Genomic DNA, 22507 nt, shown 5'->3' on the forward strand with positions numbered 1-22507 from the left:
TCCCCTCGCGAGTCGAGGTGCTCGGTGAGTGGGTGATGATGTGCGGGTGGCTCCAGTGCGAACCTAAGATGGCTGGGAACCCGCATCGCGCACGACGCGCGCCTCGCGGCATCTCCAACCCATCAAGTCTATAGGGTCGCACCGACGGCTGGGCCGACCTCCCAGTGCCGTCACAGTCCGACCCGGATCAGGACCGACGAGCGTGAATCGCTTCACCGAGTGGCTGCCCGACCGCATCGACCGCCGCGTGCGGGTCGTCGCGTGGCTCTCCTTCCTGCTGAACGTGCTCATCATCGCGACGGGCGGCGCCGTTCGGCTCACCGGGTCGGGCCTCGGATGCAGCGACTGGCCCGTGTGCGTGCCCGGATCGCTCACGCCGACCCCCGAGCTCGGCATCCACGGCGTGATCGAGTTCGCGAACCGCACGATCAGCGGGCCGCTGCTGCTCGCCGCCATCCTCGTCGTCGTCTTCGTCTGGCGCATCCGGCGCGAACGCCGCGACCTGTTCGTGCTGGCCGCGCCGGTCCTGGTGCTCGTCGTCGTCCAGGCGCTCGTGGGCGCCTTCGTGGTCTGGCAGGAGCTCGCGGCCGTGCTCGTCGGCTTCCACTACACGGTCTCGGTCGTCATCGTGTGCCTCACCGCCGCGTTCCTCGCGCGAATGGGCGAGTCCGCCGGCCCACGCACGATCGCGGTCCCGAAGCCGTTCGCGATCCTGACCCACGTCACCAGCCTCGTGCTCGCGATCACCGTGTTCGTCGGCGTCGTGACCACCGCCTCCGGCCCGCACTCGGGTGACGAGGACGTCGTGCGCACCGGCGTCGACGCGAGCCTGCTCGCGCATGTCCACGCGTGGCCCGGATACCTGCTCGGCGCCCTGCTCGCCACGCTCGTGACGTGGGCCGCGATGAAGCGCCTGCGCCCGCTGCCCTGGCTGCTGACCCTGCTCGGCGTCGTGATCGTCCAGATCGCCGTGGGCCTCTACCAGGCACGCAGCGGCCTGCCCCCGCTCGCCGTCGGCGTGCACATGGTGCTCGCGGCGCTCACCGCCGCAACGATGACCGTCGTCGTGCTGCGGCTGAAGCGCCCGGCCGGCACCGCCGCCTCGAGCGATGGGGCGGAACTCGCGGCATCCGTCGAGGCATGAGGCGTCGGGTACCGGTGGAGTTCCGTTAGCCCGACGTCTCGAGGTCGTGGGTCACACGATGCACCAGCCGGGCGAGCTCGACGCGATTCGCGCTGCCCGTCTTCGCGAGCAGATGCGAGACGTGCGTGCTCACGGTCTTCTCGCTGATCATCAGCGTCCGCGCGATCTCGGCGTAGGTGCGGCCGACCGCGATGAGGGCGAGCACCTCGCGCTCACGGTCGGTCAGCCCGGACGGCGCGGCCGGGATCGCGGATGCCACGGGCTCGGGCTCCGCGACCGGCACCCTCGCCCGGGCGGCCAGATCGCGCAGTTCGTGCTCGATCGGGCGCGCGCCGAGCGACCGCGCCAGGGTGAGTCCTCGCCGGAGCATGCCGACACCGGCCTGACGGTCGTGCCCTCGCCCGAGCAGCGCCTCGGCCGCACGCCAACGCGCGTAGGCCTCCTCCCAGGGCAGCCGTGCCGCCCCGCACTCCTCTGCGGCGATCGACCAGGCGTCTGCAGCGTCGGGCGCCACGCGGGCGCGAGCGCGCTCCGCGATGTAGATCGCCTCGAGCGCGCCGTTCTGCCGCCGCATGAGCTCCGTCCACCACCCGCTGTCCACGATCACGTGGGGGATCCGCTCGACGAGGGCATCCAAGGTCGCGAGCACCGGTTCGACGGATTCGCCGGCATCCCTCGCGGCCTGTGCGCGATCAGCGAGTGCCCGCGCGGCGAACGGAAGCAGCCATTCCGCCATCGTCGGCGGATTCCCCCGGTCGACCGGGCCGGCGAGAGCGGCGTCGTAGGCCCCCACGGCATCACCGGCGCCGAGCCGCACTTCCGCCCGCACGGCGTCGAAGTTCAGCGCCAGGAACGCCGATCCGTCGACGACGAGCTCCTCGACACGGAGCACATGGTCCTCCGCCTCACGCTGCCGACCTTGCAGCGTCGCGAGACGAGCCGCCGCGAGCCGAGCCTCCACGTCGCCGAGCGGTCCCGGATCCGCCCCGAGGGCGACGCGGAGCCGTGCGTCGGCTTCGCGCCACGCGCCGCTCGTCAGGTGCGAGAGGGCCTCCGCCGCCGACAGCCACGCGATGTAGGCGTGCGGCCCGCCATGCGCCTCGAGCTCCAGCCGACGGTCCTGCATCCGCGAAGCGTATGCCGCGCTGGCCCAGGTCTCGACGGCGTTCGCCTCCCACATGGCGGCGTGCACGTACGCCAACCAGTCGTGGGCCTCCAGCGCAGGCGCCAGCGCCTCCCCCGCAAGCTCGACGGCCTCAGCGGTGTCCTCGTCGAAGGTCGCGGCCATGGAACCGGCGGTGAGTGCGATCGACAGGGCTCGTGGATCGCCCGTCGCCCGGGCGACCTCCATCGCCCGGCGTGCGTGTGGGCGTGCCCGCCGGTCGCCGCTCCACAGCTGCGCGTGCGCCAGCTCCGCGAGTGAGAGCGCGAACTCGGGGCTCGTCGAATCCACGGACGCGAGCCGGACGGCCTCCTCCATCTCGCCGACCTCGATGAAGGAGAGCCCCCGCATGAAGCGCAGGTGCATCCGACGGACCCGCAGCTCGGCGGCCGCGAGCCGGTCGGTTGCGTCCGCCCGGGCGAGCAGCATCTCGACGGCCTCGAGCTCGTCCGCCGTGGCGCCCGCCTCCGCGGCCGCTCGACGGAGGCGATGGAGCAGGTCCTCGAGCGGAGGCTCGGCGTCGGGCACCGAGGACCGGAGGTCGACGGCGCGCCGAAGGAGGCGCAGCTCCTCCGCACGACCGCCGGCATCGGCGGCCGCGCCGGCGGCACGCAGCGCCCAGTGGAATGCCGCACCCACGTCACCGGCGCTGTGGCGATGGTCGGCGATCGCGATCACGGACGCCGCGGCGGCAGGTCGGGTGAGCCCCGCCTCGAGCACGTCGCCGAAGCGGGTGTGCCATTCCCGACGTTCGTCTTCGCCCATGGACGCGGCCAGCACCTCGGCATGCATCGGGTGGCGGAACCAGTAGGAGCCATCCTCGAGCACGTCGAGCGTGCCCGAGTCGACGGCCTCCGCGAGGTGCGACCGGATCGCATCCACGGAGGCCGCGTCCCCGAGGACCTCCGCCAGTTGCCCTGCACGCATCGCGACACCGCCCACGGCGAGCACGGCAGCGAGCCGTTGCGTCTCCCGCGGGACGCGGAGCCACGACTGCAGCACGGCGGATCCCAGATCGACCGCGAACGAGGCGGGTGCCGCACGCGACCCGGCCGGCAGGCTCCCAACCATCAACCGGGTGAAGAACGGATTGCCTCGGGTCCTGCCGTGCACGTCGTCGATCAGCGACTGGTGCGGCACCGCACCGAGCAGCGCCTGGATCTGGTCGGCGGTCCCCGCGCGGTCGAACGGCCGGAGCACGAGCTCGGACGTGCGCGGAAGGCGGCGGACATCGGCCAGCCAGCGCGACAGCGGGTGCCCCAGGCCGACCTCTCCCGCCCGGAGCGTCACGATGACGGCGAGCGATCGTCGGGCCGGACCGGCGATGACGTACATGAGTGCATCGAGCGTCGAGCGATCGGCCCACTGCACGTCGTCGATCACGAGCACGACCGGGGAGAGACGACATCGTCGGTCGAGCCAGTCGTCGAAGCGGACGGTGACGTCGCGCTCGTCGTCATCGAGGTCGCCGAGACGCAACCCCTCGACGCTCTCGTCCACGGCGCGCACCGCGGACCGGACCGGGAGCAGCGGGATCGCCATGGAGGTCAGCGGAAGGCACGCCCCGAACATCGTGAGCGCGCCGCTCCCGTCCGAGCACGCTCGCGCCACGAGGGCCGTCTTGCCGACGCCCGCATCGCCCGACACGACGAGCGTCTGCGCCTCCCCGCCCTGCGATCGGTCGAGGAGCTTCCTGATGGTCCCGAGTTCACGTTCCCGTCCCACGAACACGTGCGACGACTGCTCGGGTGGCACGGCCACCATCACAGTCTGGCACCGCTCCGCAGCGGATATCAGGTCTTTCGGCCCCGATCTCAGGGGTCGTCTCCGATTCGGCGTCCGTCGACGCATCCGATCGTGGACCTGTTCGCACCGAAGATCAGATGGAAGGAAGCATGATGAACACCGTACGCACCGTCGGCGCCTCAGCCCTGATCGCCGCCCTGACGCTGACGCTGGTCGGCTGCAACCAGGGCTCCGAGGACGCCAAGACGGTCACCAACGTCGAGAAGGAGGGCATCGCCAACACGCAGGTGTGCACCACCGCCGCCTGGATCCGCGATCGAGCACCTGCAGGCGTCTGCGATGCGACTCAGGATGTCGACGACGTCGACGACGACATGAACCTTCGTCGTCTCCACCTCGAGCGCGAGCGCTCTGGTCGATGAGCGCCTCGGTCGGCGGCCGGTTCCCCGGCCGCCGACCCGGCTCAGAACGGCAGCAGCGGGTCGACGCCGACCGCGAGGAACAGCAGCGAGAGGTACACGATCGAACCGTGGAACACGCGCATCGGCGAGACCTGCTCGTGCCGGATCGCGAGGTTGTAGAGGCGGTGCGTCTCGTAGATGAACCACGCGCCCGTCACGAAGGCCACGGTCGAGTACACGAGCCCCATGCCCGCGACGGGGATGAGCAGGAGCGAGCACGCGACGGTCGCCCACGCGTAGAGGATGACCTGCAGGCCGACCTGCGCACGACCGCGCACGACCGCGAGCATCGGAACGCCGGCCGCGGCGTAGTCGTCGCGGTACTTCATCGACAGCGGCCAGTAGTGCGGCGGCGTCCAGAGGAAGATGATCAGGAACAGGATGAACGGCGCCCACGTGAGGCTCTCGGTCACCGCCGCCCAGCCGATGAGCACCGGCATGCAGCCCGCGATGCCGCCCCAGACGATGTTCTGCGCGGTGCGGCGCTTGAGGATGAGGCTGTAGAAGACGACGTACAGGAGGATCGCGGCGAGCGAGAGCAGCGCGGCGAGCCAGTTCGTGAAGACCCAGAGCCAGACGATGGATGCCGCGCCCAGGCCGTAGGCGAAGACGATCGCCTCGCGATCGGTGAGCTCTCCGGTGACGAGCGGGCGTCCCTGCGTGCGCTTCATCACCCGGTCGATGTCGCGGTCGATGTAGCAGTTGAACGCCCCGGCCGAACCCGCGCTCATGGCCCCGCCGATGAGCGTCGCGATGAGGAGCCACAGGTCGGGCAGGCCGTTCTGGGCGAGGATCATGGTGGGCGCCGTGACGACGAGCAGCAACTCGATGACCCGGGGCTTCGTGAGTGCGACGTAGGCGGCGAGCTTGCGCCGCACCGTCATGGGCGGGCGCGACTCACGGGTGTGTACGGCTGCCTGCATCGTTCCTCTTCCGGGCGCGGCACGTTCGGCCAGACTCCGCGCGACCCCACACGATTCTAGGTCATGCCCGCCCGGGCCACTGCCGGAAGGCGCTTTCCGCCTCACATCTCGCGGACTAGCGTGTGAGTCACGGCCCGTCATAGAGTGCACCCGCATCCATATACTTGAGGAATGCGCGCCCGGCTACCGCGGGTTCGATCCACCGGGCGTCCTTCGTACACGTTCCCGGCCGAATCCGCCGCCTGGCGGAATGCGCCGCAACGTCCTCGGCGGGTCGGGCCCGACGGTTCCCGACGCCGTCACGATCGGAAGGAACAGCACCTCGTGGCAACTCTGCAGTGGGAACCCATCGACGATCGAGCGGTCGACACGGCGCGCGTGCTCGCGGCCGACGCCGTCGAGAAGGTCGGCAACGGGCACCCCGGCACCGCGATGAGCCTCGCGCCCGCCGCATACCTCCTGTTCCAGAAGGTGATGCGCCGAGACCCGGCCGACCACGCCTGGCTCGGCCGCGACCGGTTCATCCTCTCCGCCGGCCACTCCTCGCTGACGCAGTACGTGCAGCTCTTCCTCGCCGGCGACGGCCTCGAGCTCGACGACCTCGAGGCGCTCCGCACGTGGGGCTCGAAGACGCCCGGCCACCCCGAGTACGGCCACACCGACGGCGTCGAGATCACCACCGGCCCGCTCGGCCAGGGCCTCGCCTCCGCGGTCGGGTTCGCCTATGCGGCCCGTTTCGAGCGCGGCCTGTTCGATCCGGATGCCCCGGCCGGCACGAGCCCGTTCGACCACTTCGTCTACGTCATCGCGGGCGACGGCGACCTGCAGGAGGGAGTGACGAGCGAAGCATCCTCCCTCGCCGGCCATCAGCAGCTCGGCAACCTCGTCGTCATCTACGACTCGAACCAGATCTCCATCGAGGACGACACGAACATCGCGTTCACCGAGAACGTCGCCGAGCGGTACGCCGCCTACGGCTGGCACGTGCAGACCGTCGACTGGAAGAAGACCGGCGCGTACGTCGAAGACGTCGCCGAGCTGCACCGTGCGATCGAGGCCGCCAAGGGCGAGACCACGAAGCCCTCGATCATCATCCTGAAGACCATCATCGGCTGGCCGAGCCCCGGCAAGCAGAACACCGGCAAGATCCACGGCTCCGCCCTCGGCGCCGCCGAGCTCGCCGCCACCAAGGAGGTGCTCGGCTTCGACCCCGAGCAGAACTTCGTGGTCGCCGACGACATCCTCGAGCACACCCGCGCCGCACGCGAGCGCGGCGCGGCCGCACGCGCCGAGTGGCAGGTCGGCTTCGACGCCTGGGCCGAGGCCAACCCCGAGCGCAAGGCGCTCCTCGATCGCCTCGAGGCCGGCGAGCTCCCCGAAGGCATCGAGGCCGTGCTGCCGAGCTTCGAGGGCGGCACCGAGGTCTCGACGCGCGCGGCATCCGGCAAGGTCATCAACGCCCTCGCCGGCCTGCTGCCCGAGTTCTGGGGCGGCTCCGCCGACCTCGCGGAGTCGAACCTCACCACGATCAACGGAGCCCCCTCGTTCATCCCCGCCGAGCACTCGACGCACGAGTTCAGCGGCAACCCCTACGGCCGGGTGCTCCACTTCGGCATCCGCGAGCACGCCATGGGTGCGATCGTGAACGGCATCGTGCTGCACGGCAGGACCCGCCCGTTCGGCGGCACGTTCCTCATCTTCAGCGACTACATGCGCCCCGCAGTGCGGCTCGCGGCACTCATGAAGGTGCCGTCGATCTTCGTGTGGACGCACGACTCGGTCGCCCTCGGCGAGGACGGCCCCACCCACCAGCCCATCGAGCAGCTCGCGACGCTCCGCGCCATCCCGGGCTTCACCGTCGTGCGGCCCGCCGACGCGAACGAGGTCGCGCAGGCCTGGCTCGAGATCCTGAAGCGCCGCGACGCCCCCGTCGGCATCGCGCTCACCCGCCAGGACATCCCGGTGTTCGAGCGCGGCGACGGCGAGGCATCCGGTGACACCCTCGCCTCCGCCGCCGGGCTCGCGCGCGGTGCGTACGTGCTCGCAGAGGCGCCGTCGGGCACGCCCGAGGTCATCCTCATCGCCACGGGCTCCGAGGTGCAGCTGGCCGTCGCCGCCCGCGAGGCGCTCGCCGCCGAGGGCATCCAGGCGCGCGTCGTCTCGGCCCCGAGCCTCGAGTGGTTCGAGGAGCAGGATGCCGCGTACCGCGAGTCCGTGCTGCCCGCCTCGGTGACCGCCCGCGTGTCCGTCGAGGCCGGCGTCGCGCTGTCCTGGCAGCGATACGTCGGCGACCGCGGCCGGAGCGTGTCGATCGAGCACTTCGGCGCCTCCGCCGACTACAAGACCCTGTTCCGCGAGTTCGGCATCACCACCGACGCCGTCGTCGCCGCCGCGAAGGAGACGCTCGCGTCCAACTGACGCGCGCACGAAGGAGACAACACCCATGACCACCACCTCCCCCACCGCCGCGCTGTCGGCCGCCGGCGTGAGCATCTGGCTCGACGACCTCTCGCGCGAGCGCATCACCTCGGGCGGTCTCGCTCGACTGATCGCCGAGCGCAACGTCGTCGGCGTCACCACCAACCCCACGATCTTCGCCGGCGCCCTCGCGAAGGGCGAGGGCTACACCGAGCAGCTGCACGCCCTCGCCGGCGCCGGCGCGGACGTCGACACGGCGGTGTTCGAGACGACCACCGACGACGTGCGCGACGCGGCCGACCTCTTCCGTCCGGTCTACGACACCACCGACGGCTACGACGGACGCGTCTCGATCGAGGTCTCCCCCGACCTCGCACACGACACCGAGGCGACCATCGCCGAGGCGCACCGCCTCTGGGACAAGGTCGACCGGCCGAACGTCATGATCAAGATCCCCGCGACGCTCGCCGGCCTCCCCGCGATCACGGCCGCCATCGCCGCAGGCATCAGCGTCAACGTCACGCTCATCTTCAGCCTCGAACGGTACCGCCAGGTCATCGACGCGTACCTGACCGGGCTCGAGCAGGCCAAGGCCGCCGGCATCGACCTCTCGACGATCCACTCCGTCGCCTCCTTCTTCGTGTCGCGCGTCGACACCGAGGTCGACAAGCGCCTCGGTGGGATCGGCACCGACGAGGCCCTGGCGCTGAAGGGCAAGGCCGGCATCGCGAACGCGCGCCTGGCGTACGAGCTCTACGTCTCGGAGTTCGCCTCCGAGCGCGCGTCCGCCCTGCTCGACGAGGGCGCGCACCGCCAGCGTCCGCTGTGGGCCTCGACCGGGGTCAAGGACCCGTCGCTGCCCGACACCCTCTACATCACCGAACTCGTCGCTCCCGGCGTCGTCAACACGATGCCCGAGAAGACGCTCGAGGCGACCTTCGACCACGGCGTCATCACTGGTGACACCGTCACCGGCGCCTACGGCGACGCTCGCGGCGTGCTCGACGCGCTCGCACGCGTCGGCGTCGACTTCGACGACGTGACGGCGGTGCTCGAGCGCGAGGGCGTCGAGAAGTTCATCGTCTCGTGGAAGGAACTGCTGGAGACCGTGCGCGGCGCGCTGGAGGCGGCCCGATGAGCTTCCGCATCTCGGTCAGCGGCCCCGCCGCCGAGGCCGTCCGCCGGGTGGTGCCGCAGCTCGTCGGCGACCTCGTCGCGAGCGGCATCACCGGGCAGGATGCCTCGCTCTGGGGTCCGGCCGCCGAGGAGGAGTCCGCGAAGCGCCTCGGCTGGACCGAGGCCGTGGCCGTCTCGCGCCCGCTGGTCGCCGAGATCGAGGCGCTCCGCGAACAGCTCGAGGCCGACGGCGTCGACCACATCGTGCTCGCCGGCATGGGCGGATCCTCGCTCGCGCCCGAGGTCATCACGCGCACCGCGCGCGTCGAGCTCACGGTGCTCGATTCGACCGAGCCGGGCCAGGTGCGTGCGGCCCTCGCCGACCGGCTCGCATCGAGCGCGCTCGTCGTGTCGTCGAAGTCGGGTTCCACGGTCGAGACCGACAGCCAGCGACGCGTGTACGAGCAGGCTTTCCGCGACGCCGGCATCGACCCCGCGACCCGCATCATCGTCGTCACCGACCCGGGTTCGCCGCTCGACGAGTCGGCCCGCGCCGCGGGCTACCGAGTGTTCAATGCCGACCCCACGGTCGGCGGCCGGTACTCCGCGCTGACCGCGTTCGGCCTCGTGCCGTCGGGTCTCGCCGGCGTCGACATCTCCGAGATCCTCGACGAGGCGGAGACGATCGAGCTCTCCCTCGCCACCGACACCGACGGGAACCCCGGGCTCATCCTCGGCGCCGCCATCGCCGCCACGACGCCGCTGCGCGACAAGCTCGCCATCGTCGCCGACGGCACGCACATCGTCGGCTTCGCCGACTGGGCCGAGCAGCTCATCGCCGAGTCCACGGGCAAGGAGGGCACCGGCATCCTCCCCGTCGTGCTCGAGGCGGATGCCCCCGAACTCGCCGCCGGCCTTCCCGACGTGCAGCTCGTGCGCCTCGTCGACGACGCCGGCGACGACATCTTCGTCGACGACGTCTCGGGCGACATCCGCGTCTCCGGCACGCTCGGCGCGCAGCTCCTGGTCTGGGAGTACGCCACCGCGGTCGCCGGGCGCCTGCTCGGCATCAACCCGTTCGACCAGCCCGACGTCGAGTCGGCGAAGATCGCCGCACGCGGCCTGCTCGACGCCCGGCCCGAGCCCGCCCCGGCGGCCTTCGTGGCCGACGGCATCGAGGTGCGCGGCACGCCCGACGTCATCGGCGCCTCGAGCGACCTCGCCTCGGCGATCGACGTGCTGCTCGAGGAGCTGCCGCCGAACGGCTACCTGTCGGTGCAGGCGTACGTCGACCGCGTGGCCCACCCCGAGTTGGCGCAGCTGCGTGACGCGCTCGCCGCGCGCGCCGGCCGGCCCGTCACCTTCGGATGGGGACCGCGGTTCCTGCACTCGACCGGCCAGTTCCACAAGGGCGGCCCGGCGGTCGGCGTGTTCCTGCAGATCACGGAGGTGCCGGCCGTCGACCTCGCGATTCCCGAGCGGCCGTTCACCTTCGGCGAGCTCATCGCCGCCCAGGCCTCCGGCGACGCGAGCGTGCTCGCCGAGCACGGCCGGCCCGTGCTGACGCTCACCCTCACGGACCCGGCCGCGAACATCGCGACCCTGTTCGACGCCGTGGGCTGATCGAGGGAGGACTCATGGCTCCCGCAGCAATCACCGCGCAGCACAACCCGCTGCGTTCGCCGAAGGACTACCGCCTCAATCGCATCGCAGGGCCATCGAGCCTCATCATCTTCGGCGTGACGGGCGACCTCTCCCGCAAGAAGCTGATGCCGGCGGTCTACGACCTCGCGAATCGCGGGCTCCTCCCTCCGGGCTTCGCCCTCGTCGGGTTCGCCCGTCGCGACTGGGAAGACGAGGACTTCGAGCAGGTCGTGCACGACTCGGTCAAGCAGTACGCCCGGACCGAGTTCCGTGAGGACGTGTGGAAGCAGCTCGCCCGGGGCATCCGCTTCGTGCAGGGCGACTTCGACGACGACGCCGCGTTCGATCGCCTGCACGCGGTCGTCGAGGAGCTCGACCGGGAACGCGGCACGATGGGCAACCACGCGTTCTACCTGTCGATCCCCCCGAAGTCGTTCCCCCTCGTCACCGAGCAGCTCAAGCGCTCGGGGCTCACCGAGCAGCACGGCGACCAGTGGCGGCGTGTCGTCATCGAGAAGCCGTTCGGCTCGGACCTGCAGTCGGCCCGCGAGTTGAACGACGTCGTCGCGTCGGTGTTCCCACCCGACTCGGTGTTCCGCATCGACCACTACCTCGGCAAGGAGACGGTCCAGAACATCCTGGCGCTCCGGTTCGCGAACCAGCTCTACGAGCCCATCTGGAACGCCAACTACGTCGACCACGTGCAGATCACGATGGCCGAGGACATCGGCGTCGGCGGTCGCGCGGGCTACTACGACGGCATCGGCGCGGCACGCGACGTCATCCAGAACCACCTGCTGCAGCTGCTCGCGCTCACCGCGATGGAGGAGCCGATCTCGTTCGAGGCCGGCGACCTGCGCGCCGAGAAGGAGAAGATCCTCGCGGCCGTGCGGCTGCCCGACGACCTCGCCACCGGTACGGCGCGCGGGCAGTACTCGGGTGGCTGGCAGGGTGGTGAGAAGGTCGTCGGCTTCCTCGACGAAGACGGGATGAACCCCGAATCGACCACCGAGACGTACGCCGCCGTGAAGCTCACGATCGGCACCAGGCGGTGGGCGGGCGTGCCCTTCTACCTCCGGGCGGGCAAGCGCCTCGGCCGGCGGGTGACCGAGATCGCGGTCGTCTTCAAGCGCGCGCCACAGCAGGTGTTCGCCGACAGCCAGACCTCGGAGCTCGGCCAGAACGCGCTCGTGATCCGTGTGCAGCCCGACGAGGGCGTGACGATCCGGTTCGGGTCGAAGGTGCCGGGCGCGGGCATGCAGGTGCGCGACGTCACGATGGACTTCGGCTACGGTCACGCCTTCACCGAGGCGAGCCCCGAGGCCTACGAGCGGCTCATCCTCGACGTCCTCCTCGGCGACCCGCCGCTCTTCCCGCGCCAGGAGGAGGTCGAGCTCTCCTGGAAGATCCTCGACCCGATCGAGGAGTTCTGGGCCACGCAGGGCCGCCCCGAGCAGTACCGGCCCGGCACCTGGGGACCCGAATCGGCGGACGAACTGCTCGCCCGCGACGGACGAAGCTGGAGACGCCCATGATCGTCGACCTGCCCGACACCACCACGAGCCAGATCTCGAAGACGCTCGTGAAGATCCGGGAGGAGGGCGGCGTCGTCGCCCTCGGCCGCGTGCTGACCCTCGTGATCGCCACCGCCCCGAACGGCGAGGAGGAGGCGATCGAGGCCGCGAACGACGCCTCGCGGGAGCATCCGATGCGCGTCATCGTGGTGTCGACCGACCCCGGCCAGGCCCCCGACGTGCCCTCGCGGCTCGACGCCGAGATCCGCGTGGGCGGCGACGCGGGTGCGAGCGAGGTGATCGTGCTCCGGGTCTGCGGCGATGCCGCGCTCGACGAGGAGAGCCTCGTGATGGGCCTGCTGCTTCCGGATGCCCCCGTCGTCACCTGGTGGCCGGGCAGGGCGCCCGCCATTCCGGCGGAGGCGCCGCTCGGCCGCATCGCGCACCGCCGGATCACGGATGCCTCGACGCAGCCCGACCCGCAGGCCGCGCTGCACGCCCTCGCCGAGAGCTACCGCCCCGGCGACGCCGACTTCGCGTGGACGAGGCTCACCCTGTGGCGGGCGCAGCTCGCGGCGGTGCTCGACCAGCCGCCCTATGAACCCGTCACCGCGGTGCGCGTGACCGGCGCCATCGACTCGCCGTCGACGACGCTGCTGGCCGCCTGGCTGCGCCTGCAGCTCGAGGCCCGGAGCACCTGCGTGCTCACGAGCGTCGACGGCGCATCCCACGGCATCCACGGCGTGCGCCTCGAGCGCGACGGCGGCGCGATCGAGCTCGTCCGCGACGTGCCCGGCGTGGCCACCCTCCGGCAGCCGGGCCAGCCAGTGCACGACCTGGCGCTCCCCCGCCGCAGCCTCCGCGACTGCCTCGCCGACGAACTCCGCCGCCTCGACCCCGATGAGTTGTACGGTGAAGTGATCACGAGGGGTCTCGCGCTCCTCGATGCCACGGAGGCCGAGGGAGTCCCTGCATGACCAGTGAACGACGCGTGCTCGTCCATCCCGACAAGGCGTCGTTGGCAAGTTCCGTCGCCGCGCGGTTCATCACGAAGATGCTCGACATCCTCGACGCGCAGGCCGTCGCCCACGTCGTGCTCACGGGCGGCTCCATGGGTTCCGCCGTGCTCGAGGCCGTCGCCGCGTCGCCCGCTCGGACCTCCATCGACTGGTCGCGCGTGCACTTCTGGTGGGGTGACGAACGCTGGGTGCCCGCCGGCGATGCCGAGCGCAACGACCGGCAGGCGCAGGAGGCACTCCTCGACGACCTCGACGTGCCCGACGAGAACGTGCATCCGTTCCCGGCATCCGACGCCGGACTGTCGCTCGACGACGCCGTCGACGCCTACGCGTCCGAACTCTCGAAGCACGGCGTCGACGGGCTCCCGCATCCGATCTTCGACATCACGTTCCTCGGCGTCGGTCCCGACGGGCACATCGCCTCGCTCTTCCCGCACCGCTCGGACATCCAGGTCACCGATCGCACGGTGATCCCGGTGCGCAATTCGCCGAAGCCGCCGCCGGAGCGCCTCAGCCTCACCCGCCCGGTGCTCAACTCGTCGCAGCGCGTCTGGCTGGTGCTGGCCGGCGCCGACAAGGCCTCGGCGCTCGGCCTCGCCCTCGCCGGAGCCAGTCGCGACGAGGTGCCCGTTGCGGGCATCAAGGGACGCCGTCGCACGGTGTTCTTCATCGACGCGGATGCCGCGGCCGAGGTGCCCGAGGCACTCATCTCGCGCGACGACTGATCCCCGACCGAGTCGAGCCGGGCACGTCGAGCGGCGGTGACGCTGCCATCGACCGACGACGACGGGGGCCAGCCGAATGGCTGGCCCCCGTCTTCGAACCCGGCGGGTTCGAACGTCAGTCCTGCGGCGCCGCCTGCCCGCGGCGCGCCCGCAGCTGCGACAGCGCCTCGTCGAGGAGTGCGGCGGCCTCTTCGTCGGTGCGGCGCTCCTTCACGTAGGCGAGGTGCGTCTTGTACGGCTCGAGCTTCGACACCGACGGCGGGTTCTCCTTGTCGCGCCCGGCCGGCAGTCCCGTCGAAGGGCTGTCGATGATGTCTGGGATCTCCTCCTCGGGGAGGTTGGCGGCGAAGTAGCGCACCGTCTCGTTCCCCTGGGCGTCCCAGTAGCTCACCGCGATGCGGTCGGCGTGGAAGCCACGGTCCTGCTCTCCCATCGGCCCGGCGCCCACGCGCGAGCCTCGGATGGCGCTGTTCCCGGATGCCATGTCTCCCCCGTCAGATTCCTGCGTCGAACTTCGTGATGAGCCCGAGCAGCACGATGCAGGTGACCCACACGAGTCCGAGGATGATGGTGATGCGGTTGAGGTTGCGCTCGGCCACGCCGGACGCGCCGAGGCTCGAGGTGACGCCGCCGCCGAACATGTCGGACAGACCGCCGCCGCGGCCCTTGTGCAGCAGGATGAGCAGCGTCAGCAGGAGGCTCGTGAGACCGAGCAGCACCTGCAGGACGACCTGGAGAATCTCCACGGTGAACCTTTCCGGGCACGACGCAGTGGGTCGAGCCGTCAATCAGTATAACGGGACGTGCGCCGCCGCCCGGGGATCGCTCCCGAGCGGCGGCCGGATGTCACGCGCCGACGTGCTTCTTGAAGCGGGCGATGCTCGTGAACTCGTCGATGTCGAGGCTGGCGCCCCCGACGAGGGCACCGTCGACGTTCGGCTCGCGGAGGAACGACGCGATGTTCGACGCCTTCACGGAGCCGCCGTAGAGGATGCGCGTGTCCGCAGCCACGTCTTCGCCGAGCAGTTCGCCGATGAGCTCGCGCAGTGCCGAACAGACCTGCTCGGCCTGCTCGGGAGTCGCAGCCTGTCCGGACCCGATCGCCCAGACCGGCTCGTACGCGACGACGAGACCCTTGGATCCGTCGACCTTCTCGAGTGCGGCACGCAACTGCGCCACCGGCACGGCGCTCGGCCCGTGCGCCTCGAGGTCCTCGGCGGTCTCGCCCACGCAGACGACCGGGACCAGGCCATGCCGGTGCGCCGCGAGCACCTTCGCGTTCACGTCGGCGTCGCTCTCGGCGTGGTACTGCCGACGCTCGGAGTGGCCGATGATGACGTACGTGCAACCGAGCTGCGCGAGGAACGCGCCGGAGACCTCGCCCGTGTATGCGCCGGAGTCGTGAGCCGAGACATCCTGGGCGCCGTACCCGATGGGAAGCGAGTCGGCGGCCACGAGGGTCTGCACGGAACGGAGGTCGGTGAACGGTGGGAACACCGCCACCTCGGCGTCGGCGAAGTCGTGCTTCGCATCGGCGAGCGCCCACGCGAGCTTCTGCACGAACGCGATCGCCTGCAGGTGGTCGAGGTTCATCTTCCAGTTGCCGGCGATGAACGGCGTGCGCGCGCCGCCCTGAGCGGGTCGAAGGGTCACTGCCATCCGAGGACCTCCAGTCCGGGGAGCTTCTTGCCCTCGAGGAACTCGAGGCTCGCGCCTCCGCCCGTCGAGATGTGTCCGAATGCGTCGTCGGCGAAGCCGAGCTGCCGCACGGCTGCGGCCGAGTCGCCGCCGCCCACGACGCTGAGCCCGTCGACCTGCGTGAGCGCCTGTGCGACGGCGCGCGTGCCCGCCGCGAACGGCTCGAGTTCGAAGACGCCCATGGGCCCGTTCCAGAAGACCGTCTTGGAGTCTCTGATGCGATCGGCGAACGCCGCCGCCGTGGCGGGGCCGATGTCGAGTCCGAGGCCGGATGCCCCGAACGGCGTCTCCTCGATGGCGTCGGCCGCGGTGACGACGTGCTCGGCGTCGGCCGAGAACGAGGCCGCGACCACGACGTCGGTGGGCAGCACGATCGAGACGCCGCGCTCCTGCGCCTCGGCGAGGTAGCCCTTCACCGTGTCGATCTGGTCGGCCTCGAGCAGGCTCGACGCGACCTTGTGCCCCTGCGCGGCGAGGAAGGTGAACAGCATGCCGCCGCCGATCAGCAGCGTGTCGACGCGCGGCAGGAGGTGGGCGATGACGCCGAGCTTGTCTGACACCTTGGAACCGCCGAGCACGACCGTGTACGGCCGCTCGGGCGACTCGGTGAGCCGGTCGAGTACGTCGAGCTCCGAGGCGATGAGCAGTCCGGCCGCGCTCGGGCGCAGTTCCTCGAGCTCGTAGACGCTCGCCTGCTTGCGGTGCACGACGCCGAATCCGTCGGACACCACCGCGTCGGCGAATGCGGCGAGTTCTCCGGCGAACGCGGTGCGCTCGGCCTCGTTCTTCGAGGTCTCCCCGGGGTTGAAGCGCAGGTTCTCGAGCACGAGCACCTCGCCGTCGCCGAGCGCCTCGACGTTGGCCGCGGCATCCGGACCGACCGTGTCGGTCGCGAAGGCGACGGGGGCGTCGAGCAGCTCGCCGAGGCGGGTCGCCACCGGGGCGAGGCTGTACTTCGGGTCGGGGGTCCCCTCGGGCCTGCCGAGGTGGGAGATCACGATCACGCGTGCTCCCTGGCCGGTCAGGGCCTGGATGGTCGGTACCGATGCCCGCACACGGCCGTCGTCCGTGATGACCGCGTCCTGGAGGGGGACGTTCAGGTCACAACGGACGACGACACGCTTGCCGGCGAGCGGACCGAGGGACTCGATCGTTCGCAGGGTCACATTCACTCGTTTCAGAGGCGCTCGGCCACGTATTCGGTCAGATCGACGAGGCGGTTGGAGTAGCCCCATTCGTTGTCGTACCACCCCGACAGCTTCACCTGGTCGCCGATCACCCGGGTGAGCCCGGAGTCGAAGATACAGGAGTACGGGTCGGAGACGATGTCGCTCGAGACCAGCTCGTCCTCGCTGTACTTGAGGATCCCCGCCATCGGCCCCTCTGCGGCGGCACGGTAGGCGGCCTTCACCTCGTCGACGGTCACCGGACGCGAGGAGACGACGGTGAGGTCGGTGATCGAACCGGTCGGCACGGGCACGCGCAGGGCGAAGCCGTCGAGCTTGCCGACGAGCTCAGGGAGCACGAGGCCGAGGGCCTTCGCGGCACCCGTGGTGGTGGGCACGATGTTGATGGCCGCCGCACGTGCACGACGGAGGTCCTTGTGGGGGCCGTCCTGCAGGTTCTGGTCGGCCGTGTAGGCGTGCACCGTGGTCATCAGGCCACGCTCGATGCCGAAGGCGTCGTTGAACACCTTGGCGAGCGGCGCGAGGCAGTTCGTGGTGCACGACGCGTTCGAGATGATGTGGTGCTTCTCGGGGTCGTAGGTCTGCTCGTTCACGCCCATCACGAACGTCGCGTCCTCGTCTTTCGCGGGCGCGGAGATGAGGACCTTCTTCGCACCCGCGTCGAGGTGCTTGCGCGCGTCGGCGGCCTTCGTGAAGAAGCCCGTCGACTCGATGACGATGTCGACGCCGAGCTCGCCCCATGGCAGGTTCGCGGGGTCGCGCTCCGCGAAGGCGCGGATCGACCTGCCGTCGACGATGATGTGCTCGTCGTCGTAGTCGACCGTGGCGTCGAGGCGACCGAGGACCGAGTCGAATTCCAGCAGGTGCGCGAGCGTCTTGTTGTCGGTGAGGTCGTTCACCGCCACGATCTCGAGGTCGGCGCCCTGGGCGAGGGCGGCGCGGAAGAAGTTGCGGCCGATTCGGCCGAAGCCGTTGATGCCGATCTTGACGGACACGGAAGTCTCCTGTTCAACGAGCGCGAGAGCGCGTTTGCGAGGTGCTGATCGGGCCGTGGGCGGGTCCCCGGGCGTGCACCCGGGGACCTTCCCGCTATGACAGTAGCAGCAGCCCTGAGGTCTTCTCGCGTGCGGTGGCGAGGCGCTGCTGGACGTTCTCCCAGTTCGCGATCGTCCAGAACGCCTTCACGTAATCGGCACGGACGTTCTGGTAGTCGAGGTAGTAGGCGTGCTCCCACACGTCGAGCATGAGGAGCGGCACGATGCCGGCCGGCATGTTGGCCTGCTGGTCGAAGAACTGCAGCACGATGAGGCGCTGCCCGATCGAATCCCAGGCGAGCACCGCCCAACCCGAGCCCTGCACGCCGAGCGCGGTCGCGGTGAAATGCGCCTGGAACCGGTCGAACGAACCGAACTGGTCGTCGATCGCCGAGGCGAGGTCGCCGGTCGGCGTGTCGCCGCCGTCGGGCGAGAGGTTGGTCCAGAAGATCGAGTGGTTGACGTGGCCGCCGAGATTGAACGCGAGGTCCTTCTCGAGCTTGTTGACATTGGCCAGGTTGTTGTTCGCACGCGCCTCGGCCAGTTGCTCGAGGGCGGTGTTGGCACCCGTCACGTAGGCCTGGTGGTGCTTCGAGTGGTGCAGCTCCATGATCCTGCCGCTGATGGCGGGCTGGAGCGCCGAGTAGTCGTAGGGCAGATCGGGAAGGGTGTAGTCGGCCATAGCTTCTCCTTGTCAGACGCCGGGGAACCGAGCCTCTGCCCGGTCCGACCGCGGCATCCCCTAGCCTATGCCCGGCGCTCCCACCGCCGATGGGGCTTGACGCCCGTCAGACGTCGTCGAGGTCGGCGGGGAGGCTCGCCTCGGTGCCGGGGACGCCCAACTCGGCCGCGCGCTTGTCGGCCATCGCGAGCAGTCGGCGGATGCGACCGGCGACCGCGTCCTTCGTCATGGGCGGGTCGGCGTGGTGGCCGAGTTCGTCGAGGCTCGCGTCGCGATGCGCGAGGCGGAGCTCGCCGGCATACCGCAGGTGCTCGGGGATGTCGTCGCCGAGGAGCTCCATGGCACGCTCGACGCGGGCGCACGCCGCCACCGCCGCCTGCGCCGAGCGGCGGAGGTTGGCGTCGTCGAAGTTGACGAGCCGGTTGGCCGTGGCGCGCACCTCGCGCCGCTGGCGCAACTCCTCCCAGTTGCGCACGGTCTCGCTCGCACCCATGAGGGCCAGCATCGCGCTGATCGCCTCGCCGTCGCGGATCACGACGCGATGCACGCCGCGCACCTCGCGGGCCTTCGCCGAGATGCCGAGCCGGCCGGCGGCCCCGACGAGCGCCATGGCGGTCTCGTTGCCCGGGCAGGTGACCTCGAGCGCGGCGGACCGGCCGGGATCGGTGAGGCTGCCGTGGGCGAGGAACGCGCCCCGCCACACCGCGGCGACGTCGTCGCGAGATCCGGTGGTGAGCTTGTTCGGCAGCCCGCGGACGGGCCGACGGCGGGCATCGAGGAGTCCGGTCTGACGGGCGAGCGTCTCACCACCGTCGAGCACGCGCACGAGGTACTGGCTCGATCGCCGGATGCCGGAGGGCGAGATGACCGAGACATCGGGCCGCACGCCGTACAGCTCGCCGAGGTCGCGGGTCACCCGCCGGGCGATGGTGGGCGAGTCGACCTCCGCCTCGATGGCGATGCGCCCCGAGATGATGTGCAGTCCCCCGGCGAAGCGGAGCACCGAGGCGAGCTCGGCTGCCCGGACGCTGGTCTTCGACACCTCGACCCGCGCGAGCTCCTCTTTCACGTCGGCCGTCAGTGCCACGTCGCATCCTCTCCTCGGTCGGTCGTCTCGTCGTCGCGTGTCGCGCCCGTCACTCGCGGCCCCGATCGCGGTCCTTCACGCTCACCACCACGCCCGGCATCGCCTCGAGGCGCTTCGCGAGCTCGCGGACGATCGCCACCGAGCGATGCTTGCCGCCGGTGCAGCCGATCGCGATGGTCGCGTGCCGCTTGTTCTCGCGCTGGTAGCCCGCCATCACCGGCTCGAGTGCACGAGCGTAGGCATCGATGAACTCGCGCGCGCCCGGCTGGCCGAGCACGTACTCGGAGACCGCGGCGTCCTCGCCGGTGAGGTGGCGCAACTCGGGGATCCAGAACGGGTTCGGCAGGAATCGCGCGTCGGCCACGAGGTCGGCGTCGGTCGGGAGACCGTACTTGAACCCGAAGCTCAGGATCGTCACCTGGAGGCCGGCCCGGCCCTCCTCGGCGAAGGTCTCGGTGATGAGGGTCGCGAGCTGGTGGATGTTGAGGTCGGAGGTGTCCACGACGATGTCGCTCGACTCGCGGAGCTCGGCGAGTCGGATGCGCTCGGCCGCGATGCCGTCGAGGATGGTGCCGTTGCCCTGCAGCGGGTGCGGCCGACGCACGGACTCGAATCGACGCACGAGCACGGCATCGGTCGCATCGAGGAAGACGACGCGCACGTTGATGCCCGTGCGGAGCGCCTGGATGATGTCCTGCAGCTCGGAGAAGAAGTCGCGACCGCGCACGTCGACCACCGCGGCGATGCGCGGCAACGATGCACCCGCCCGCTCCACGAGTTCGACCAGCGGCCGGAGCATCTGCGGCGGCAGGTTGTCGACGACGTACCAGCCGAGGTCTTCCAGCGCGTTGCCCACCGTCGAACGCCCCGCGCCCGACATCCCGGTGACGATGAGCACCTCTTGTTGCTGCTCAGCCTCGGCTGCCATCGTCTCGGGCCCCCTTCCGCGCGTCGACACTCCAGCCTACCGGGGCGCCGGCACGCGATCGGCGTGCAGGTGCCCGTGCACGGTCGCCGCGAGGGTCGGCCCGATGCCCTTGACCTCGGCGATCTCGGCCTCACCCGCCGCGCGCAGGCGGGAGACCGAGCCGAAGTGGCGCAGCAGTTCCTTGACGCGTGCCGGTCCGAGTCCGGGGATCTCGGAGAGGATGGTGCCGATGTCGCGCTTGCGGCGCTGGCGCTGGTGCGTGATCGCGAACCGGTGCGCCTCGTCGCGGACCCGCTGGAAGAGGAACAGCGCGTCGCTGTTGCGCGGCAGGATCACCGGGAAGTCGGCGTCGGGGGTCCAGATCTCCTCGAGCCGCTTGGCGATGCCGCAGAGGTAGATGCCCTCGACGCCCGACTCCTCGAGCGCTCGGGCCGCGGCAGCGACCTGCGGCTGCCCGCCGTCGACCACGAGGAGGTTCGGCCGGTAGGCGAACTTCTTCCGTCGGGCGGATGCCTCGGGCGCGTCGGATGCCTCGGGCGCGTCGGATGCCGACGGCACCTGGTCGGCGGCCGCCGGGCTCGCCTCGCTGCCATCGCCGCTCGACGGGGCGTCCGCCGCACCGGGCGCGAGGTACGCGAGGCGCCTCGTGAGCACCTGGTGGATGGAGTCGGTGTCGTCGGTGGAATCGGGGATCGTGAACCTGCGGTACTCGTCCTTGCGCGGAAGCCCGTCTTCGAAGACCACCATGGAGGCGACGATGTTGGTGCCGCTCAGGTGCGACACGTCGAAGCACTCGATGCGCAGTGGTGCGTCGGCCATGCCGAGCGCCTCCTGGATGTCCTCGAGTGCGCGCGAGCGCGTCGTGAAGTCGGCGCTGCGCCTGGTCTTGTAGAGCATGAGCGACTGCTTGGCGTTCTGGGTGGCCGTCTGCAGCAGCGCCGCCTTGTCGCCGCGCTGCGCGGCACGGAGCCGCACCTTGCGGCCCGCGAGCGTCGCCAGCCACGTCTCGAGGGCCTCGGCGTCGTCGGGGAGCTCCGGCACGATCACCTCGCGCGCAGGGGTGAGTCCGTCGACGTAGGCGTTCTGCACGACGGAGTCGACGAGCTCGCCGAGCGGCACGTCGAGCTCCTTGTCGACCGTCCACGTGTGCACGCCGCGCACGCGGCCGCCGCGTACGACGAACAGCTGCACCGCGGCGGCGAGCTCGTCGTGCTCGATGCCGAAGACGTCGATGTCGACGCGGTCGCCGAGCACCATGGCGCTCTTCTCGAAGAACGCCCGCGCCGCCTGCAGTTGATCGCGCCGACGTGCGGCCGTCTCGTAGTCCTGCACCGAGGCGGCCGAACGCATCTCGCGCTCGAGGTCGTCGAGGATGCGCGGATCCTGGTTCTGCATGAACGCCACGAACCGGTCGACGTTGGCGCGGTGCTCCTCGATCGTGACACGGCCCGAGCATGGGCCGTGGCACCTGCCGATCTGGCCCGCGAAGCACGGCTTGCCCGAGGCCATCGCCCGACGGTAGTCGCTGTCCTTGCAGGTGCGGATCGGGAACAGCTTGATGAGCAGGTCGAGCGTCTCGTTGACCGCCCAGACCTTGGGGTACGGGCCGAAGTACCGCGCCCCGGGGATGCCGCGCCTGCGGGAGACCATCGCGCGCGGGGCTTCGTCGGCGAGCGTGACCACGAGGTACGGGTAGGACTTGTCGTCCTTGAAGCGCACGTTGAACGGCGGTTTCAGCTCGTTGATCCAGGTGATCTCGAGGTTCAGCGCCTCGACATCGGTGCGGACGACGGTCCACTCCACCGATGCGGCGCTCGTCACCATGCGGCGGGTGCGTTCGTGCAGCGTGTGCAGCGGTGCGAAGTAGTTCGACAGCCGCGCGCGCAGGTTCTTCGCCTTGCCGACGTACAGCACGCGTCGTTCGGCGTCGCGGAAACGGTAGACGCCAGGGGCGGTGGGGATCTCCCCCGCCTTGGGGCGATAGGGGACGCCCGCATTCTTCGGCAATGCTGCGCTCAT

At 70.6% G+C, this 22507-nt stretch carries 19 protein-coding genes; 8 read left to right on the plus strand and 11 right to left on the minus strand.

What is annotated here, in order from left to right; all coding sequences use genetic code 11:
• Window positions 1–202: 202 nt before the first annotated feature.
• Window positions 203–1144, plus strand: a complete 942-nt coding sequence (locus ACVFI9_RS11050; protein WP_474762278.1) for a COX15/CtaA family protein — start codon at window positions 203–205, stop codon at window positions 1142–1144.
• Between the two features lie 25 nt (window positions 1145–1169).
• Here ACVFI9_RS11050 and ACVFI9_RS11055 read toward each other — a convergent pair whose 3' ends face one another.
• Window positions 1170–4067, minus strand: coding sequence for a helix-turn-helix transcriptional regulator (locus ACVFI9_RS11055; RefSeq protein WP_474762279.1), 2898 nt, complete (start codon window positions 4065–4067; stop codon window positions 1170–1172).
• Between the two features lie 137 nt (window positions 4068–4204).
• Between ACVFI9_RS11055 and ACVFI9_RS11060 the strand changes: the two genes are divergently transcribed.
• Window positions 4205–4474 carry a hypothetical protein gene (locus ACVFI9_RS11060; RefSeq protein ID WP_474762280.1) on the plus strand — a complete coding sequence of 90 codons (270 nt, stop codon included), beginning with the start codon at window positions 4205–4207 and terminating at the stop codon, window positions 4472–4474.
• Between the two features lie 41 nt (window positions 4475–4515).
• Here ACVFI9_RS11060 and ACVFI9_RS11065 read toward each other — a convergent pair whose 3' ends face one another.
• Window positions 4516–5436, minus strand: coding sequence for a heme o synthase (locus tag ACVFI9_RS11065; RefSeq protein WP_474762281.1), 921 nt, complete (start codon window positions 5434–5436; stop codon window positions 4516–4518).
• A 324-nt stretch (window positions 5437–5760) separates the two neighbouring features.
• Between ACVFI9_RS11065 and tkt the strand changes: the two genes are divergently transcribed.
• From tkt to pgl, 6 genes are read left to right on the plus strand one after another with little or no spacing between them, the layout of a single operon-like run.
• Complete coding sequence (gene tkt / locus ACVFI9_RS11070; RefSeq protein WP_474762282.1) at window positions 5761–7854, plus strand: transketolase; 2094 nt, start codon at window positions 5761–5763, stop codon at window positions 7852–7854.
• 25 nt (window positions 7855–7879) lie between these two features.
• Window positions 7880–8992, plus strand: coding sequence for a transaldolase (gene tal, locus ACVFI9_RS11075; RefSeq protein WP_474762283.1), 1113 nt, complete (start codon window positions 7880–7882; stop codon window positions 8990–8992).
• Window positions 8989–10593 carry a glucose-6-phosphate isomerase gene (locus ACVFI9_RS11080; protein ID WP_474762284.1) on the plus strand — a complete coding sequence of 535 codons (1605 nt, stop codon included), beginning with the start codon at window positions 8989–8991 and terminating at the stop codon, window positions 10591–10593. The genes tal and ACVFI9_RS11080 overlap by 4 nt, the downstream gene beginning before the upstream one ends.
• Window positions 10594–10607: 14 nt before the next feature.
• Complete coding sequence (gene zwf, locus ACVFI9_RS11085) at window positions 10608–12149, plus strand: glucose-6-phosphate dehydrogenase (RefSeq protein WP_474762285.1); 1542 nt, start codon at window positions 10608–10610, stop codon at window positions 12147–12149.
• A complete protein-coding gene (locus tag ACVFI9_RS11090) occupies window positions 12146–13105 on the plus strand; it encodes a glucose-6-phosphate dehydrogenase assembly protein OpcA (RefSeq protein ID WP_474762286.1) in 960 nt (319 codons plus the stop codon). Before zwf ends, ACVFI9_RS11090 begins: the two co-directional genes overlap by 4 nt.
• Window positions 13102–13872: a 6-phosphogluconolactonase gene (gene pgl / locus ACVFI9_RS11095; RefSeq protein ID WP_474762287.1), complete on the plus strand. Its 771-nt coding sequence runs from the start codon at window positions 13102–13104 to the stop codon at window positions 13870–13872. The genes ACVFI9_RS11090 and pgl overlap by 4 nt, the downstream gene beginning before the upstream one ends.
• Before the next feature lie 115 nt (window positions 13873–13987).
• Here pgl and ACVFI9_RS11100 read toward each other — a convergent pair whose 3' ends face one another.
• From ACVFI9_RS11100 to uvrC, 9 genes are all read right to left on the minus strand, one after another.
• Window positions 13988–14356, minus strand: coding sequence for an RNA polymerase-binding protein RbpA (locus ACVFI9_RS11100; protein WP_474762288.1), 369 nt, complete (start codon window positions 14354–14356; stop codon window positions 13988–13990).
• A gap of 10 nt (window positions 14357–14366) precedes the next feature.
• Window positions 14367–14618, minus strand: coding sequence for a preprotein translocase subunit SecG (gene secG, locus ACVFI9_RS11105; protein ID WP_136706898.1), 252 nt, complete (start codon window positions 14616–14618; stop codon window positions 14367–14369).
• Between the two features lie 100 nt (window positions 14619–14718).
• Window positions 14719–15531 (minus strand): triose-phosphate isomerase, encoded by an 813-nt coding sequence (tpiA, locus tag ACVFI9_RS11110; protein WP_474762289.1) that lies wholly within the window; start codon window positions 15529–15531, stop codon window positions 14719–14721.
• Complete coding sequence (locus ACVFI9_RS11115) at window positions 15522–16736, minus strand: phosphoglycerate kinase (RefSeq protein WP_474762290.1); 1215 nt, start codon at window positions 16734–16736, stop codon at window positions 15522–15524. The genes tpiA and ACVFI9_RS11115 overlap by 10 nt, the downstream gene beginning before the upstream one ends.
• Before the next feature lie 11 nt (window positions 16737–16747).
• Window positions 16748–17752 (minus strand): type I glyceraldehyde-3-phosphate dehydrogenase, encoded by a 1005-nt coding sequence (gene gap, locus ACVFI9_RS11120; protein WP_474762291.1) that lies wholly within the window; start codon window positions 17750–17752, stop codon window positions 16748–16750.
• 94 nt (window positions 17753–17846) lie between these two features.
• The gene (locus ACVFI9_RS11125) at window positions 17847–18473 is read right to left on the minus strand and encodes a superoxide dismutase (RefSeq protein ID WP_474762292.1); all 627 of its coding nucleotides are present in this window, start codon (window positions 18471–18473) and stop codon (window positions 17847–17849) included.
• A gap of 106 nt (window positions 18474–18579) precedes the next feature.
• Window positions 18580–19560 carry a DNA-binding protein WhiA gene (gene whiA, locus ACVFI9_RS11130; RefSeq protein WP_474762293.1) on the minus strand — a complete coding sequence of 327 codons (981 nt, stop codon included), beginning with the start codon at window positions 19558–19560 and terminating at the stop codon, window positions 18580–18582.
• Window positions 19561–19609: 49 nt separating this feature from the next.
• Window positions 19610–20488 carry an RNase adapter RapZ gene (gene rapZ / locus ACVFI9_RS11135; protein ID WP_474762294.1) on the minus strand — a complete coding sequence of 293 codons (879 nt, stop codon included), beginning with the start codon at window positions 20486–20488 and terminating at the stop codon, window positions 19610–19612.
• A 36-nt stretch (window positions 20489–20524) separates the two neighbouring features.
• Window positions 20525–22507 carry an excinuclease ABC subunit UvrC gene (gene uvrC, locus ACVFI9_RS11140; protein ID WP_474762295.1) on the minus strand — a complete coding sequence of 661 codons (1983 nt, stop codon included), beginning with the start codon at window positions 22505–22507 and terminating at the stop codon, window positions 20525–20527.

The organism is Agromyces sp. NSFZ, assembly GCF_056156205.1.

Coding starts and splice junctions, on each gene's coding strand:
- ACVFI9_RS11060 (WP_474762280.1), top strand. CDS start 4,205: ATGAACACCGTACGCACCGTCGGCGCCTCAGCCCTGATCGCCGCCCTG.
- ACVFI9_RS11065 (WP_474762281.1), bottom strand. CDS start 5,436: ATGCAGGCAGCCGTACACACCCGTGAGTCGCGCCCGCCCATGACGGTG.
- tal (WP_474762283.1), top strand. CDS start 7,880: ATGACCACCACCTCCCCCACCGCCGCGCTGTCGGCCGCCGGCGTGAGC.
- ACVFI9_RS11080 (WP_474762284.1), top strand. CDS start 8,989: ATGAGCTTCCGCATCTCGGTCAGCGGCCCCGCCGCCGAGGCCGTCCGC.
- zwf (WP_474762285.1), top strand. CDS start 10,608: ATGGCTCCCGCAGCAATCACCGCGCAGCACAACCCGCTGCGTTCGCCG.
- ACVFI9_RS11090 (WP_474762286.1), top strand. CDS start 12,146: ATGATCGTCGACCTGCCCGACACCACCACGAGCCAGATCTCGAAGACG.
- pgl (WP_474762287.1), top strand. CDS start 13,102: ATGACCAGTGAACGACGCGTGCTCGTCCATCCCGACAAGGCGTCGTTG.
- ACVFI9_RS11100 (WP_474762288.1), bottom strand. CDS start 14,356: ATGGCATCCGGGAACAGCGCCATCCGAGGCTCGCGCGTGGGCGCCGGG.
- tpiA (WP_474762289.1), bottom strand. CDS start 15,531: ATGGCAGTGACCCTTCGACCCGCTCAGGGCGGCGCGCGCACGCCGTTC.
- ACVFI9_RS11125 (WP_474762292.1), bottom strand. CDS start 18,473: ATGGCCGACTACACCCTTCCCGATCTGCCCTACGACTACTCGGCGCTC.
- rapZ (WP_474762294.1), bottom strand. CDS start 20,488: ATGGCAGCCGAGGCTGAGCAGCAACAAGAGGTGCTCATCGTCACCGGG.
- uvrC (WP_474762295.1), bottom strand. CDS start 22,507: ATGAGCGCAGCATTGCCGAAGAATGCGGGCGTCCCCTATCGCCCCAAG.